This window comes from Endozoicomonas sp. ONNA1 (genome assembly GCF_024606325.1).
Lineage (GTDB): Bacteria > Pseudomonadota > Gammaproteobacteria > Pseudomonadales > Endozoicomonadaceae > Endozoicomonas_A.
Genome location: NZ_JAHHPN010000211.1, coordinates 1 through 15,952 on the forward strand (window position 1 = coordinate 1; position 15,952 = coordinate 15,952).

The 15,952-nt window shown below is 47.8% G+C and carries 13 protein-coding genes; 8 read left to right on the top strand and 5 right to left on the bottom strand.

Features of this window, described 5'->3' with window-relative positions; translation table 11 throughout:
• Window positions 1-2: 2 nt before the first annotated feature.
• From livH to KDK19_RS04955, 4 genes are all read left to right on the top strand, one after another.
• Window positions 3-884 (top strand): high-affinity branched-chain amino acid ABC transporter permease LivH, encoded by an 882-nt coding sequence (livH, locus tag KDK19_RS04940; protein WP_257291467.1) that lies wholly within the window; start codon window positions 3-5, stop codon window positions 882-884.
• A complete protein-coding gene (locus KDK19_RS04945) occupies window positions 881-2,203 on the top strand; it encodes a high-affinity branched-chain amino acid ABC transporter permease LivM (RefSeq protein ID WP_257255093.1) in 1,323 nt (440 codons plus the stop codon). The genes livH and KDK19_RS04945 overlap by 4 nt, the downstream gene beginning before the upstream one ends.
• A 14-nt stretch (window positions 2,204-2,217) precedes the next feature.
• Window positions 2,218-2,985 (top strand): high-affinity branched-chain amino acid ABC transporter ATP-binding protein LivG, encoded by a 768-nt coding sequence (gene livG, locus KDK19_RS04950; protein WP_257255095.1) that lies wholly within the window; start codon window positions 2,218-2,220, stop codon window positions 2,983-2,985.
• Window positions 2,986-3,090: 105 nt separating this feature from the next.
• Window positions 3,091-3,810: an ABC transporter ATP-binding protein gene (locus KDK19_RS04955; RefSeq protein WP_257255096.1), complete on the top strand. Its 720-nt coding sequence runs from the start codon at window positions 3,091-3,093 to the stop codon at window positions 3,808-3,810.
• A gap of 426 nt (window positions 3,811-4,236) precedes the next feature.
• On the opposite strand, the gene KDK19_RS04960 is transcribed toward KDK19_RS04955, so the two are convergent.
• Window positions 4,237-4,818, bottom strand: a complete 582-nt coding sequence (locus KDK19_RS04960) for a Uma2 family endonuclease (RefSeq protein WP_257255097.1) — start codon at window positions 4,816-4,818, stop codon at window positions 4,237-4,239.
• 141 nt (window positions 4,819-4,959) lie between these two features.
• Entirely contained in the window at window positions 4,960-5,178 is a 219-nt protein-coding gene (locus tag KDK19_RS04965) for a hypothetical protein (protein WP_257291468.1), read from the bottom strand.
• Window positions 5,179-5,611: 433 nt separating this feature from the next.
• On the opposite strand from KDK19_RS04965, the gene KDK19_RS04970 reads away from it, so the two are divergent.
• Genes KDK19_RS04970 through KDK19_RS04985 form a run of 4 tightly spaced genes read left to right on the top strand, consistent with a single transcriptional unit; the run spans window position 5,612 to window position 12,558 of the window.
• Complete coding sequence (locus KDK19_RS04970) at window positions 5,612-9,772, top strand: response regulator (RefSeq protein ID WP_257255100.1); 4,161 nt, start codon at window positions 5,612-5,614, stop codon at window positions 9,770-9,772.
• Window positions 9,769-10,599, top strand: a complete 831-nt coding sequence (locus KDK19_RS04975) for a protein-glutamate O-methyltransferase CheR (protein WP_257255101.1) — start codon at window positions 9,769-9,771, stop codon at window positions 10,597-10,599. The genes KDK19_RS04970 and KDK19_RS04975 overlap by 4 nt, the downstream gene beginning before the upstream one ends.
• Window positions 10,599-11,174: a chemotaxis protein CheB gene (locus tag KDK19_RS04980; RefSeq protein WP_257255102.1), complete on the top strand. Its 576-nt coding sequence runs from the start codon at window positions 10,599-10,601 to the stop codon at window positions 11,172-11,174. The genes KDK19_RS04975 and KDK19_RS04980 overlap by 1 nt, the downstream gene beginning before the upstream one ends.
• A gap of 19 nt (window positions 11,175-11,193) precedes the next feature.
• Entirely contained in the window at window positions 11,194-12,558 is a 1,365-nt protein-coding gene (locus KDK19_RS04985; protein WP_257255104.1) for a diguanylate cyclase, read from the top strand.
• A 3-nt stretch (window positions 12,559-12,561) separates the two neighbouring features.
• Here the strand turns inward: KDK19_RS04985 and KDK19_RS04990 are convergent, their stop codons facing one another.
• The 3 genes from KDK19_RS04990 to KDK19_RS05000 all read right to left on the bottom strand — a co-directional run bounded on the left by KDK19_RS04990 (window position 12,562) and on the right by KDK19_RS05000 (window position 15,600).
• Window positions 12,562-13,194, bottom strand: coding sequence for a hypothetical protein (locus KDK19_RS04990; RefSeq protein ID WP_257255107.1), 633 nt, complete (start codon window positions 13,192-13,194; stop codon window positions 12,562-12,564).
• 95 nt (window positions 13,195-13,289) lie between these two features.
• Window positions 13,290-13,709 (bottom strand): hypothetical protein, encoded by a 420-nt coding sequence (locus KDK19_RS04995; RefSeq protein WP_257287999.1) that lies wholly within the window; start codon window positions 13,707-13,709, stop codon window positions 13,290-13,292.
• Between the two features lie 97 nt (window positions 13,710-13,806).
• On the bottom strand, window positions 13,807-15,600 hold the full coding sequence (locus KDK19_RS05000; RefSeq protein ID WP_257255109.1) for a hypothetical protein: 1,794 nt from the start codon (window positions 15,598-15,600) through the stop codon (window positions 13,807-13,809).
• Between the last annotated feature and the right edge of the window lie 352 nt (window positions 15,601-15,952).

Below are 15,952 nucleotides of genomic sequence, written 5' to 3' on the forward strand. Positions count from 1 at the left end.
GTTTGACGATAGGTAGTACGTACGCTCTGATCGCTATCGGTTATACCATGGTGTACGGCATTATTGGCATGATCAATTTTGCTCATGGTGAGATCTACATGATTGGCAGTTACATCGCTTTTGCGGTACTGGCCGCGTTAGCGATGATGGGAATAGACAGTGTTTCACTGATGCTGGTTTCCGCCTTTGTCATCAGCATCATTATCACCAGTACCTATGGTTATGCTGTTGAAAGGGTTGCCTATCGGCCCTTGAGAAACAGCAACCGGCTGATTGCCCTTATTTCTGCCATTGGTATGTCTATTTTCCTGCAGAACTATGTCCGTCTTGCCCAGGGGTCAAGGGATATAGCTATGCCTGGCATGATCAGTGGTGGCTGGACTTTTGGTCCTGAAGAGGGTTTTCACGCAACTGTGTCGTACATGCAGTTAATCATCTTTGCGGTGACGTTTATTGCCATGACGGCTCTGACTCTGTTCATCTCCAGGTCAAAAATGGGGCGGGCCTGCAGAGCCTGTGCTGAAGATCTTGGAATGACCGGGCTGCTGGGAATCAACACGCATCAGATTATTTCGATCACTTTTGTTATCGGAGCGGCTCTTGCCGCGGTAGCGGGTGTATTGCTTGGTATGTATTACGGGGTAATCAATCCTCACATCGGTTTTATGGCAGGTCTTAAAGCGTTCACTGCTGCCGTGCTGGGAGGAATCGGAAGTATACCCGGAGCTGTGTTGGGTGGTTTGATTCTCGGCGTCACGGAGGCCTTCACTGCGGGTTACTTCAGTACGGAATATAAGGACGTTGTCGCCTTTAGTCTTCTTGTTCTGATTCTTCTGTTCAGACCCTCAGGTATTCTGGGCAAGCCGGAGGTTGAAAAAGTATGAAATCATTACGCTATACTCCGGCAGTGCTCTCGGCAGTCGTTTTGCTGGTTTTAACCAGCCTGATGATGGGGGTTCGTCTTGAGCCCTCGGGTGTTGGGCTGAAGGTTTCATTAGCTGATCCTTCTTCCCTCTTCTGGATAGCAGCAGGTGTGGCTGTTGTTTTCTTCTTTCAGTTATTCAGAGCGCCAATCGATCAGGGGCTTTCAGGAATAAAACAACAGTTGCCATCTATTAATGCAGCAAAGCTGATCAAAGCAACTGAGAAAAAAGAGGCTAAAACTCTTTTAATCTGCTTTGCAGTAGCAGGATTGATGATCTGGCCATTCTTTGTTTCCAGGGGCGCTGTGGATCTGGCAACTCTGGCTCTGATTTACGTCATGCTGGGACTGGGTCTGAACATTGTGGTGGGGCTGGCTGGTCTTCTTGACCTGGGTTATGTCGGCTTTTATGCCGTCGGTGCCTACAGTTATGCCTTATTGAATCAATATCTGGGCCTCGATTTCTGGAGCAGTCTGGTGTTGGGCGGTTTTCTGGCTGCTTTCTTTGGGTTTATTCTGGGTTTCCCGGTGCTCAGGCTTCGGGGTGATTATCTGGCCATTGTGACTCTGGGCTTTGGTGAAATCATTCGAATCCTGCTCAACAATTGGACGACATTAACCGGTGGTCCCAACGGTATCAGTCAGATTCCGAAACCGACTCTTTTTGGTCTTGAATTTGGACGCAGGGCGAAGGAAGAAGGGAATGTTCCTTTCCACGAATACTTTGGCATTGATTACAGCAGTGAGTACAAGGTGATTTTTCTGTACATACTGGCGGTTTTGCTGGTGATTGCCACGCTTTTTGTGATCAATCGACTGCTCAGAATGCCCATTGGCAGAGCCTGGGAAGCGTTGCGTGAAGACGATATTGCCTGTCGTTCACTGGGATTAAATCCTACGGCCATCAAACTGTCTGCATTCACCATAGGGGCTGCGTTTGCCGGCTTTGCAGGCACCTTCTTTGCTGCCCGTCAAGGTTTTATTAGTCCAGAGTCGTTCACCTTTATTGAGTCCGCCATCATTCTGGCCATTGTCGTACTGGGCGGAATGGGGTCTCAGGTCGGTGTCATTCTTGCCGCTGTGATTATGACCGTTTTGCCTGAGTTTGCCCGTGAATTCCAAGAATACCGGATGCTGATGTTCGGGTTAATGATGGTCTGTATGATGGTATGGCGCCCTGAAGGGCTGATGCCCATGAAGCGGCCTCATATCAAGACTAAATCGAGCAGGTCTGAGTCGGGCAGTCCGGTCAAGACAGCATCATTGGCCGAAAGCGTATAAATGGAGGAATCAGAATGAGTGAATGTTTACTGGACGTTTCTGATCTGAGTATGCGCTTTGGCGGACTACTGGCTGTTGATCAGATGGCGCTGAAAATCCGTCCGGGTGAAATCGTTTCCATGATTGGACCCAATGGTGCCGGCAAAACGACCGTTTTTAACTGCCTTACGGGCTTTTATCAGGCGACAGGTGGTTCTGTTCAATATAAAGGTCAGGCTATCGAGAAGGTACCGGGCTATAAAATAGCCCGGCTTGGTATCGTGAGAACCTTCCAGAATGTGCGTCTGTTTAAGGGCATGACCGTGTTGGAAAACCTTCTGGTTGCTCAGCACCGACATCTGAATACAGGGTTGTTGGCGGGATTGTTTAAAACCCCCGGCTATCGGCGTAGTGAAGAAAAAGCGATGGCGAGGTCTGAGTTCTGGTTGGATAAAGTGGGTCTGACCGAATTTGCCAATCGTGAAGCGGGTAACCTGGCTTATGGACAGCAACGCAGACTGGAGATTGCCCGTTGTATGGTGACTCAGCCCGAGTTATTGATGTTGGATGAACCTGCAGCGGGTCTCAATCCCAATGAGACGGCAGAGCTGGATCAGCTGATTTCAGATCTGCGACGGGATCATGGCGTTACTGTGTTATTGATTGAACATGATATGAAGCTGGTTATGGATATCTCTGACCGGATTTATGTCATCAATCAGGGACGTCCACTGGCGTCAGGTGTGCCGGAGGATATTCGCAACAACCCTGAGGTGATCAGGGCTTATTTGGGTGAGGGATAGCCGTGAGTTTCCGGCTGTCTTGCAAACGTATTTCTGTTATCTTCGATGACTCTTAATAACGGTCAAAATAAATAACAATCAGAATAAATAAAGGGCAGTAGCAGTATGTCAGCACCTGAACCACTTCTCAGCATTCGAAACGTGTCTACCTTCTATGGAAAGATCCAGGCTCTGGATGACGTCAGTGTGGATATCTCGGCAGGTGAGATCGTTACTCTGATAGGCGCCAATGGTGCTGGCAAGTCTTCATTACTGATGACCATTTGTGGTGAACCCCGAGCTGAATCGGGTTCCATACTCTACAAGGGTCAGGAGTTCTCGGGTCGTCCTACCTCCGAAATTATGCGTTCAGGCATTGCTGTTGTCCCGGAAGGACGAAGAATTTTCTCCAGATTGTCTGTTGAAGAAAACCTGACTATGGGCGGTTTTTTTGTCGATGGTGAGCCTTTCCGGAAAAACTATGAACATGTGCTGGAGCTCTTCCCCCGTCTGAAAGAGCGGCTGTACCAGAGAGGTGGTACTATGTCCGGAGGAGAGCAACAGATGCTGGCGATCGCAAGAGCCCTGATGAGCAGCCCGGAATTGCTGTTACTGGATGAGCCCAGTCTCGGACTGGCACCGATTGTTATCCAACAGATTTTTGAAATTATCGAACGTCTCCGGGAAGAAGGTGTTACGGTTTTTCTGGTGGAGCAGAATGCCAACCAGGCTCTGAGACTGGCAGACCGGGGCTATGTTCTGGAAAACGGTCGTATCGTGTTACAGGGTGGCGGTGATGAATTGTTGGCGGATGATGCTGTCCGGAAAGCTTATCTGGGAGCCTGACGCTTTTCTGGCGAAAAACAGCCAATCAGGTAGTCTGGATCATCAAAAGACCGCTCATCTATTCCTGCTTATGGACCCCCAAATGACGAAAACAGGCTCGACACCCGCGGGCATCAGGTTTTTGATGTTTTGCCAGCCATTTGGACGCCGACTCTGATCGCTACACTGGAAAGTGTAATGTTTGAATAGCGATTATGAAGTACGAGGTAAGCATTATGAAAGCTGCGAATGATCGACTGTCCCGTCAGGAAATTGCCCTTTTAACCTGCTCTTTATACAGCCTGATCGGCACCATGTTATGGTTGGTCAAGATGATTCATTGATTGGCTGAGAAGTCGATCTTTCCGATCTGGCTTGGGCCTGTTGTGAGACCCACCGGCTTATCTGACGCCAACATTATGAACACAGATTTATGCCGGATGGGGCTCAGTTTAACAGGATTTTCTGGTAGATATCCTCGACAGAAAACTGTGATTTTATAGATTCAAAATAAATCAATCCGATGGATGTCAGCTTCCTCCTGGTAATAAACCTGCCATTTACCCAGCCTTTCAATATCACATAATGGCGCTCAGAATCGACCATTAAATACTCGCCATTGCAGTGTTTCAATGCTTCTGCATACTCAGTCACTTTATAAGTCTCATCGACGGTTCGGGTTCCATGGCTCATAACTTCAATGATCAGGCAGGCATCCTCACCTGTCGTCTCAGTGGTCAATGATTCATTGCCACAACGTACCCACACGTCAGGGTAGCGGTAACTGACTTCCTTCTGTCCCTTGACCTTTAAACGCATATCCGATGAATACAATTCACAACCTTCTGGCAGTTTGCTATGTAGAAGAGTTGCCAGATTCAAAGTGATCTTATTATGGTTTGCCGTGTCGCCTGCCATAGCGACCACATAGCCACTGTAGTATTCATGACGAATCGTTGAAGTACTTTCGTAATTCAAGTACTCGTCTTCTGTCACGGTATCCATGATTTGTATTGCTTGATGTCTCATATGGGCCCCCATTTGAAGGTTTTTATATAAAAGTCAGCTTAGGTCAGGGCCGGTTCCTGCCCCTGAAAAATAGCGTCCAACGCTTTTCGCTTTTATTCTGCTTCCTGCCATTTTTCGGCGTAAACCAGATCAAGATACTCGTTAAGCAAAATGGTGTTTGGATCGTTTTCCGGACGAGGTTGAACAGGGAGTATTCGATTCAGAATCCGGGGCGCTTCTGCCCCTACGTGCCCGAGGCAACTTTGATACCTTCCATTGAGGCGGTTTACCCGCACCATTGGTACCCACGATCACGGCCAGTCTTGACTCTTTAGAATGAGAACAATGAAAATGGTTGTAAACGATCTGGTTGAGTTGCATAGCCTTAATCTGCTTTGTCTGTGCTGATTAATTGCCTGAATTTAACCTAATCTAGCGGGTTTGCCGGGGCATTGCACTGTTTACTGTTTCAGCAGCGATATCTTGCTTTTGGAGGCCTGTATCTTCAGGGTATGAGCCGTAGCCATTATCAGATCTTAAGCTTTTTTTTGGACAAGGGCTCTTAATCGATTCTGTATTCTTATCTGTGGAAACTGCTTCCGTCAGCGGTAAAGGGCTTTTTCCTCCGGTGATGTGGGACAAGGCTCTGCCAGCACCATTGGATAACCGGTGTTATTTTCCTGCTTACCGGCTCTAAAACTTTACCTTAAATAGGCGATGCAATAAGGGATAAACCGCTGAAGTCTCGCAATTCTGGCGGTAGGCGCATTACACCTTACATACTGGGATTTAAGTGGCAGGGATGGCCAGACAAATGCAGGATTCACAACAATCATCTGATAGAAAATTCAGGCATGGTCTATCGGTCACACTCTTTGTCTGGTTCATGGTTTTGTCGCTGGGACCTATTACGGTGATTGGTTTCAATGAATACCGTCAAGGTAAACAAACCATCGTTCAAAGTCGTTATGAACAGTTGAGTACTGTCAACCAGCTATTGAGTCAGCAAATTAATGATTATTTTGACTCGGTAGTCACCAACCTGTTTATCAAGGCCGGAGTGGCCCGGGAGTTTCTGTCACATCTGATTGAGAGTCGCAAGGCTCTTAAGAAATCACCGGAAATGTTCATTAATTCTGACAGTTATAATCAGATTCTGAATCAGTACTCCAGTGAGTTTGTGGACTTTTTACGTTACTACGATTACTCCGATCTGATTTTGGGGGATACTGAAGGTAATATTCTTTATACCGTGAATGCCTACAGTGATCTGGGCAAAAACCTTTTCATTGGGGCTCTTGCCAATACCTCACTTGCAAAAGCGGCCCGTGAAAGCCTTAAAGAGGTAGTTCCCAAGTATGCTGATGTGACTGCGTATCCACCCATTGGAGATCAGAAGGTCAGTTTCTTTATTCTGCCGCTGGTGGATGAGAAAGAGGAAACAATCGGCTTTCTGGCGGTTCAGATACTGGCTCATAACGTTCAAAACATTTTTGAGAGCGAAAACCAGTTTAGTGATGTTCTGAAATCCTATCTTATTGGTGATGATGGCTACATTCGCTACGGTACAGATCTGGATTCAAGCCAGTCCATGATATTGAAGGCAGATAATATCCTGACTCAGGACTGGTTGGCTCATGTTGATACCGATGGCGTATTCCATGAACTTCATGATCATAACATGGATGATCAAAGTCACGGTCTTGATAGCGATGCAGAGCTGAATGAACTTTTTGGTGGAGAACTCGATCTTCACTCAGATGTCTCCGGCAGTCATAAAGGCGATCAACATTTTCATATCAAGAGCTACACCAATGTCTATCAAGAGAGTGTTCTGGGAACCTTTTATGCCATTGAGGTCGCCGGCACAACTATGGCTCTTATCTCTGAAGTGAGCCAGAAAGATGCCTTTGTCTCTGTTGTTGAGTTCAGAAATCGCCTGATCTATATCACAGCGATTACCGCCCTGATTGTCATTCTGATTGCACTGGTCATTACCCGAAGATTGGTCAGACCGATCAGAACCATCACTGCCTGGGTTAATCGGGTTGCGTCGGGTGATTATGCTCAGGGTGCTGTACTCAGCGGTCACAATGAAATCAGTGACCTTAGTCGCAGCTTCTCTGAGATGACGGAGAAGTTGAGAAATGTTATCAGTGATAACGATCGCAAGAGCTGGCAGCAGGAAGGTCTGGCAGGTTTGAATAACTGCATGAGGGGAGAGCAGGAGCTATCAGAGGTCTGTAAGAACATCGTCTCCTACCTTGCCCGCTACCTGCATATGCAGACAGGTGCCATGTATGTCATGGATGATGAGAAGCGATTGCAGCTGATGGCATCTTTTGCCTGGCAAAAACGCCAGCAGAACAAAAACATTTTTGAGATCGGGGAAGGTCTGGTAGGTCAGGCGGCTTTGGAGAAGCAGGCCATTGAGTTGACCGGCATTCCCGAAGATTACATCAAAATTGAATCGGGATTGGGCAATACGTCTCCCAAAGTGATTATTACCGTACCGCTTGTTTATGAGGGAGAAGTTAAGGGAGTTCTGGAGTTTGCCCTTATCAGGGAGCTGACGCATGAACAGAGGGGCTTTCTCGAAGATGCTCTGGAAAGTGTCGCTATCGGTATTAATTCTGCCCAATACCGTAACCGTGTCAATCAGCTGCTCGAAAAGACCACGCGGCAATCAGAGGCCATGAAAGAGCAGCAAGAAGAGCTGCGTTCTGTCAATGATGAATTGGAAAGCCGGGCCAGAGTGTTGGAAGAGTCCCAGGAGGAGCTAAGAGCCCAGAGTGAGGAGATGCAGAAGTCTAACGCTGAGCTGGAAGAAAAAACCGAGCTTCTTCAGCAACAGAAAGCTGAGATTGAACGAAAAAATCTGGATATTGAGCTTTCAAGAAAAACCCTGGAAGAGAAGGCAGAAGAGCTGGAACAGGCCAGTAAATACAAGTCTGAGTTCCTGGCCAATATGTCCCATGAATTACGGACGCCTTTGAACTCACTTCTCCTTCTGGCACAGATGTTGGCAGATAACGATGAAGGTAACCTTAACGAAGACCAGATTGAATCCGCACAAGTGATCTACAGCGGTGGGAAGGAACTTCTCGATTTGATCAATGATATTCTTGATCTGTCCAAGGTTGAAGCCGGCAAGATGAGTGTCAATCTGGAAGATATGGATATTGAAGAGCTGTGCTCCAGTATGCGGACTTTGTTCAAACCTCTGGCTGAAAACAAGGGACTGGATTTCTCTGTGGATATAGATCCCGGGACGACCAGAGTTATTCTCACCGATAGCCAAAGGGTTATGCAGGTTATCAAAAACTTCCTGTCTAATGCCTTTAAGTTTACGGAACAGGGGGGCGTCTATATCCGGGTATTCAACTCAACCCGTAAGGCAGGTCATGGCTACGAAACCTATGTTGCCTTTGCAGTCAGGGATACCGGGATAGGCATTCCGGAAGAAAAGCAGGATGCCATCTTTGAGGCATTCCAGCAGGCGGATGGTTCAACCAGCAGAAAGTACGGTGGAACCGGGTTAGGTTTGGCAATCTCACGTGAACTGACTTCTATGTTGGGTGGTCATATCGGCATAGAGAGTGCCGAAGGAGAAGGAACAACGTTTACGGTTTATCTGCCTGATAATGCCGTTTGCTCAATTGATGGCGCAAAAGTCACGGCTGACAGTTATTCACCCGCTACCAGTGACGGTTATCAAAAAGCCGCTTCCGCTCCTGCTGAAAAAAAAGCTAAAGCTGACTCGGCTCCTGTGGCTGATAAGCCTCCGATCAAAAAGAAAAGGTCCACAGCTGGAAAGAATATTCTGATCATTGAAGATGATCAGCATTTCTCGGATATCGTCAAACAGCTTTCCGGCAGTCATGGTTATCAATGTCTGGTGGCCGCCAATGGTAAGGAAGGGATTCAGACGGCGATCGAAGAGCAGCCTATGGCCATTATTCTGGATCTTGGCCTGCCAGATATGGATGGTGAAGATGTGCTCAGGCAGTTGCAGAAGAATGCTATGACAAAAGACATACCGGTTCACATCGTTTCGGGACGTGATCCTGATGAGTCAGAGCGACAGGGGGCTGTTGGTTATCTGGTCAAGCCGGTGTCGGTAGGTGACCTGGAAAAGGTTTTCAGCACGCTTAAAACGGCTCTCTCAAAAGATATCCAACATGCTCTGTTATTGGACATTGATGCAGAGAGTCGATCACACCTGGCGAAAATGCTGAGAGAAAAAGGGATGAATATCGCCGAGGCTTCATCCGCTGAAGAAGCCGAACAGTCAATGTCAGAGAATCACTGGCAGTGTCTGGTGATGGATGTCGATTTACCAGACAGCAGTGGACTGGCGTTTTTACAGAAGCTTCAGGAAAAGATGGGCGACAACATGCCATCGATCATCATTCATACCGATAAGAAGTTGTCGGCAGAAGACCAGAAAGAGCTGCAGAAATATACCCGTGCTCTGGTTATGAAGGGGGATTATGCTTCCGAGAGGGTGATGGATGAGATCAGCCTTTTCATTCATTCGATCGAAAAGTCGGCTCCTGCCGAATTAAGGCCTGCAGCTAAGTCGGTGAATAACAAATCCCTTGAAGGTCATAAAATTCTGCTGGTGGATGATGATCTTCGCAACACCTTTGCATTATCCAAGGGCTTGCAGGGAATTGGGTTGGAAGTGGTCATTGCTGATAATGGACAAAACGCCCTCGATAAGCTCGATGAAGAAGAGGGTATTGAGCTGGTGCTGATGGACATCATGATGCCGGTGATGGACGGCTATGAAGCCATGACCAAAATGCGTGAAGTTGACCGGTTTAAGAGTATGCCTGTCATTGCACTGACAGCCAAGGCCATGTCCGATGATAAGGCAAAGTGTATAGAAGCGGGCGCCAATGACTATATGACCAAGCCGGTGGAGATCGACAAACTGGTTGAAATGATGAAGGTCTGGTTATTCAAATGACAGAACCCGGGGATTCGTATCAGGATTTTGAACTGAAGCTACTTCTGAGTGCTGTTCAGGAAAAGTATGGTTACCAGTTTGGCAGCTATGCCAGAGCATCTTTAATCCGCCGTGTCAAAAGACACATGAAGATGTCGGGCGTTCAGCACATCAGTGACTTGATTCCATTGTTTCTTCATGACGAGTCTGCTTTCGCTGTTTTTGTTAAAGATATGTCGGTGGTTGTGACAGAGATGTTCAGGAACCCGGATTTCTTCAAGTCTCTTCGGGAGAACATAGTCCCGATTCTGAAAACCTATCCGTTTATCAAAATCTGGCATGCGGGCTGCGCCAGTGGTCAGGAAGCCTACTCCATGGCTATTCTTCTCGATGAAGAGGGTCTGCTGGATCGCTGTCAGATCTATGCCACAGACTTTAACGATCAGGCATTGCGTCATGCCAAAAGCGGTATCTATCCGGAAGCCGAGATGGCTCTTTATGAGGAGAACTACCGCAAGACAGGAGGCAAGAAAGAGTTATCAGACTACTTTCACAGAGGATATGACTCCGTGAAGTTCAATGGACGACTGGCTGATCATATTACCTTTGCTAATCATAATCTGGTGACGGATGGTGTATTCGGGGAAATGAACCTGATTCTTTGTCGAAATGTACTCATTTATTTCAATCAGGAGCTACAGGATCGGGTGTTGCAACTGCTATTTGACAGTCTCTGTTCCAGAGGTGTGCTCTGTGTTGGCAAGCGGGAAAATATTCTCTTCAGTTCAATCGGTAATCAGCTGGAAGTCACTGATCGGGACCAGCGCATCTACAGAAAGGGTAATTGATGAGCGACGGGGTATTGGTGATAGGAGCCTCAGCCGGAGGGCTTTCAGCACTGGAATCCCTGCTTCTGGAACTGGGAAGCTGTTTTTCGTATCCCGTTATTATTACCAAACACCTGGCGTCCGGTGATGAAGAAGGCTTATCAAAATTTCTGGGGAAAACATCACCACTGCCGGTCAGTATTGCTTATGACAAGCAGAAGATGGTCGACAATCATGTTTACCTGGCTCCTGGTGGTTACCACTTGCAGGTTGAAGATAGGGAAACCCTGAGCCTGAGCATTGATGCCCCGGTCTGCCATTCCAGACCTTCGGTGGATGTCCTCTTTCAATCTGCTGCCGATGTTTTTGGTACACAAGTGGTGGGTGTCCTGTTAACGGGCGCCAATAAAGATGGGGCAGAGGGTGTCAGGGCTGTTAAACAGGCAGGCGGATTAACCATTGTCCAGAATCCCGAAACAGCCGAGGTGCCGACAATGCCCAAATCAGCCATTGCAACCGGTTGTGTGGACCATGTGCTGGACTTGAGTGATATGGCTGTCTGCTTAAAATCCAAGAATTTCAAACCTGAGACATGAATGAGTCAGGAGGGCGGTCATGGATGACAAGCCGAAAGTCAAAATTCTGGTCGTGGATGATCGTCCTGAGAATCTGCTGGCCATGAACAAGCTTCTCAAGCCGTTGGGAGCCGAAATACATAAAGTGGACTCTGGTGAAGCGGCTTTATCAGAAGTGCTTCATCACCATTTTGCGGTGATCCTTCTGGATGTGCAGATGCCGGGCATGGACGGTTTTGAGACGGCGACTTTGCTGCACAGCAACAAGCAGACAGCCAATATTCCTATCATTTTTGTCACCGCCATAAACAAGGATCAGTCCTACATCAGTAAAGGCTATCAGGCGGGTGCGGTTGATTATCTGCCAAAACCCATCAATCCGGATATCTTGTTGGGCAAGGTTAAGGTGTTTCTGCAGCTGGAAGAACAGCGGATTGAGCTAGAGCAAGTCTCAAGGGAGCTTCGCTGGATCAGCCGAAAGAATAAGTTGTTGCTGGATAATGCCGGTGAAGGCATCGCCGGTCTTGATCCCGATGGCAAGATTTCGTTCATCAATCCAACCGCCTGCGCCATGCTTGGAGGAACAGAAGAAAATCTGTTGGGAAAACACATCAGTCAGTTTGTATACGACGCTAAAGGGGAAGAGGCTCTGGAAAAGTGGCAAGAGTCAGAAATACTTGAGAATACGATGGTCGCTGGAGGTGTCTTTCATACATCAGATAGACAACTTTGGACACTTTCCGGAAGCCACTTTGATGCTGAATACAATATGGCGGCTATTGTTAATGACAGGCAGGAAGTGCAGGGTTGCGTTTTATTGTTTCAAGACATTACCGAGCGCAAGAAGCTGGAAAATCAGTTGTTGCTGATGGCGAAGTACGACAGTTTGACAGGGCTGGCTAATCGGACACTGTTCAAAGAGTTTCTGGGTGCTTCATTAGCCAGGAGTCAGAGGCGGAATAAGAGCACTGCTGTCATGTACCTTGATCTGGATCACTTCAAGGAAATTAACGATACCCTTGGGCACGATGCCGGAGATCTTCTGCTGAGAAGTGTGTCACAAAGGTTGCAGGAATGTGTGCGTGAAGGTGACCTGGTTGCCAGGTTAGGGGGGGATGAGTTTGCCATCATTCTGGATGATGTGGCGGAAGCATCGGACGCCAAACTGATTGCTGAGAAGATTCTCACCACAATCCGTGAACCCCACGATCTGAATGGCGAAGCCAGACACGTAGGCACCAGTATCGGAATTGCGACATCAGAAGATACCGGCACTGATGCCGAAGCTCTGCTCAAGGCTGCTGATCAGGCCATGTATGTGGCCAAGAAAAGCGGACGGGATGATTATCGGCTGGCATCTGAGCTCGACAGTGGAGAGAGGGAGCAGGCAGAAGAGGGCAACTAGTGTTCATTGGGAGAAGTGCACCTGAACGCGCTTGCGCTTTCGATGCATGCTTCTATGCTCCGTCAGGGCTTTAGCACTCTTGCAAATCGTCCCGCATCTCCGCGGTCGGCGATCCTCTTCGGCCAAGATTTCGTTACAGGTTGCCTGACCGGTGTGGTATTTGCTTTTGTGAACCGAAAGAGATCGAATATTCTTGCACGTCTTTCCGCACGGGCGCTGCTGGCAATCTTCTTCGAATACCATCTCGTCACAGGTCTGTTGTGCGGTGTGGAATCTTCTTTTGTGATCCGACAGGACTCTGGCATTCTTGCAGACTGTCTCGCAGAGTCGCGGTTGACTATCCTCCCCGAAGACGGTCACGTCACAGGTATGTTGACCATGGTGCTTTACGCTGTTGTTAGACGACAATAACATCTTAGTCTGGGTCTGGTCCAATTGGAATGATTCTGTTGTTTGCTCTGTTTCTGAGGTTCTTGGTGGGGGTGTGGACAGGGTAAACGACATTTCGAAAAGCGACGTTTCATTGGAATATATATTCTGCATAGTATCAGAATGACTTTTGTAGCTATGGCCGTGTCTATTGACCAAATCGGTGCGTGAGCTTTGTCCGGTGATAGCTTCTGTGTGGCTTGTCAAATTTTCCAGGGAATCCAGCTGCGATCGAGCGGGCTCTCTGCCATCAGATGATGATCGGAATTGGCAAACGCCGTAACAGGGGTGGATGAAACAATTCACACCCAAACATCTTCTACAGGCACCCATGAATAAGGGGTGTAAAACAGAGGAGAGTCTTTGGTGGTCAAGATCAGTTTGTAACGAACCAGCAGATGAGTAGCGCAAAGCCATTGCCATGAAATTGATTCAATAAGGGTGGTTTTTACCCCGTAACCGACAAGTTTGTGTCGTTTTTCGTCAAGCGGTAAATCTGATCTTGCATAGCCGTTTGTATCGGTAATGTCTGACGGGCTGTCCGGCCATTTATGCTGGTAATCCTTTACAGAAAAGCTCTGGTTTGTAAAAACTGCATTCTGTTCAAGCTCGACAACAAAACGTTCTGTCAACGGCTCGGCCTGACAGACGACAGACAACAGCTTTAGTAGCAACAGTAGCAACAGTAGCAACAGTAGCAACAGTAGCAACAGTAGCAACAACAGCAGTGCCGTAAAGAGAGAGTTTTTAATAAATCCATCCTTGCATTGTGTTTTACAGAGAGAAAGGATAGATCAAGAGCATATATCTATTTGTCTGTCATTTAGAAAAGAGGCCTCCATTCTGGTCCACATCAACAAACTTGCTTTTTCGATGTTTTTTTTTGTGATTCAACAGGGCTCTGGCATTGTCGCAGAGCTGACCGCATCGTTGAAGTTGGCCGTTCTCCCCGACCACGGTCATGTTGCAGGTTTGTTGTCCGGTGTGGTCTCTTTTTTTGTGATCCGTCAGGGCCGGGGCACTTTTGCAGACCAACCCGCATGGCCGCTGCTGACCATCCTCGCTGACCAGGGGCATATCACAGGTTTTTGGCCCGCTGTGTATTTTTCTCCTGTGATACGACAGGTCTCTGGCATTCTTGCAGAGCATCCCGCATGGCCGCGGCTGGCCATCCTTCCCAACGACAGTTATGCCACAGGTTTTTTGCCCAGTGTGAGCAACTCTTTTGTGACTCGCCAGATTTCTGGCATTTATGCAGAGCATCCCGCATTTGTGCAGCTGGCCATCCTCCCCGACCACCGTCATGTCACAGGTTTTTTGCCCGCTGTGGTATGAGCTTTTGTGAGCCGTAAGAGATATAGCACTTCTCAAGACTTTTCCGCATCGCTGCCGGTGGCCATCCTCACCGATCACGGTCACGATACAGGTTTGTTGCCCACTGTGGTCTCTTCTTTTATGTTCCGACAGGGCTTTAGAACCTCTGCAGATACTTCCGCATGGCCGCGGCTGGCCATCCTGACCGATCAGGGGCACGTCACAGGTTTGTTGCCCACTGTGGTCTCTTCTTTTGTGATCCGACAGGGCTCTGGAACTTTTCCAAATCCTTCCGCATGGCCGCTGCCGGCCATCCTCACCTATCACGATCTCGACACAGGTTCGTTGCCCTTTAGAGACTACCCCTGCACTCATTGAGTCTAAAGCGACCCCGCCTTGAGGGTTGCCATTATTGGCTGGGTTGTCATCAGTACCATGCGCCTGTGGCGGAAATCGTTGACCAAAATCGTATTGGCGTTTAATGGCAAGAATATCATCCCGTATTTCGAAAGGCAGGGTTTGTTGGGGGTGCGTAACCTGTAAAGGATCCAAATGCCCCACGCAACTGAAGCAGTACCCAGTGGCCAAATGGAGGCATGAGCTTCCTGCGAAATTCATCGGCCATTCAGAGGGCTCTGTGTTATCAGATGATGGTCGGAGTTGACAGGTACCATGACAGGGATGGACGAAACAATTCAAACCCAAAGTATGTGGGTGTTGTTGAGGGTCTTCGTTACCGTCCTCATAGTCAGAATGCAGGAGGCTAGCGAAATAGCCTGAAGGGTATGTACTTCTTTGCGGAGCTTGCTGACTGGATGATTTTGTTGGCTGATATGATTGTTGGTTACATCCAGAGCCAAACATGACAGTGATGGTGGCAAATAGGCGATCCTGACTCGACTCTTGTTGTTCAACTTGGTATTGAATTGGGCTAAACAGCCGTGAATAAGGGTTCCAATAGCATTTTAAAAGCCAACCGACACTGACAACCACTTCTGCGAGCATCCCTGAGTGTGGGTTAGAGCTTAAAGGGGTATCTATGGTGCTCAGGATCAGTTCGAAACCAACGAGTAGATTAGTAGCGTATAGCAACTGCCACGAAATCGACTCAATAAGGGGCATTTTTGCTCCGTAATCATACGATTTCTGTCGTTTTTCATCAGGCAGGAAATCTGTTCCTGCACAGCCCCCTGTGTCGGTAATGTGTGATGGGTTGCCAGACAATTTTCGCTGGTCACGCTTTATAGTGAAGCTCCGGTTTGAATTTTGTTGAATCTCAACAAAAATACGTTCTGTCAACGTTTCACCCTGGCAGATGACAGAAAGCGACAATAGCAGCAACATTAGTGTTGCAAAGAGTGAGTGCTCAATAATTCTATCCTTGTATTCTGGTTAACAGAAGGGAAAGATAGATCAAGAAAATGAGAATGTTTTCTGTCAAAAGCCTTTTGTCAAAAATCAGAGCTCTGAAGGGGATAATTTCGAGACAAAGCTTGATATCAAAGGGTGCATAGGTGGCCGACAGCAGGCATTCTGCAAGCCCATTACCTCAAGCAGTCACCTTTCGTGCAACACCCCCCATTCACTGGCAAAGCATCTTAAAACCTCTCTTGGCTGGCATCAATCCCGTATTGACCTTATTGCGCTGGTT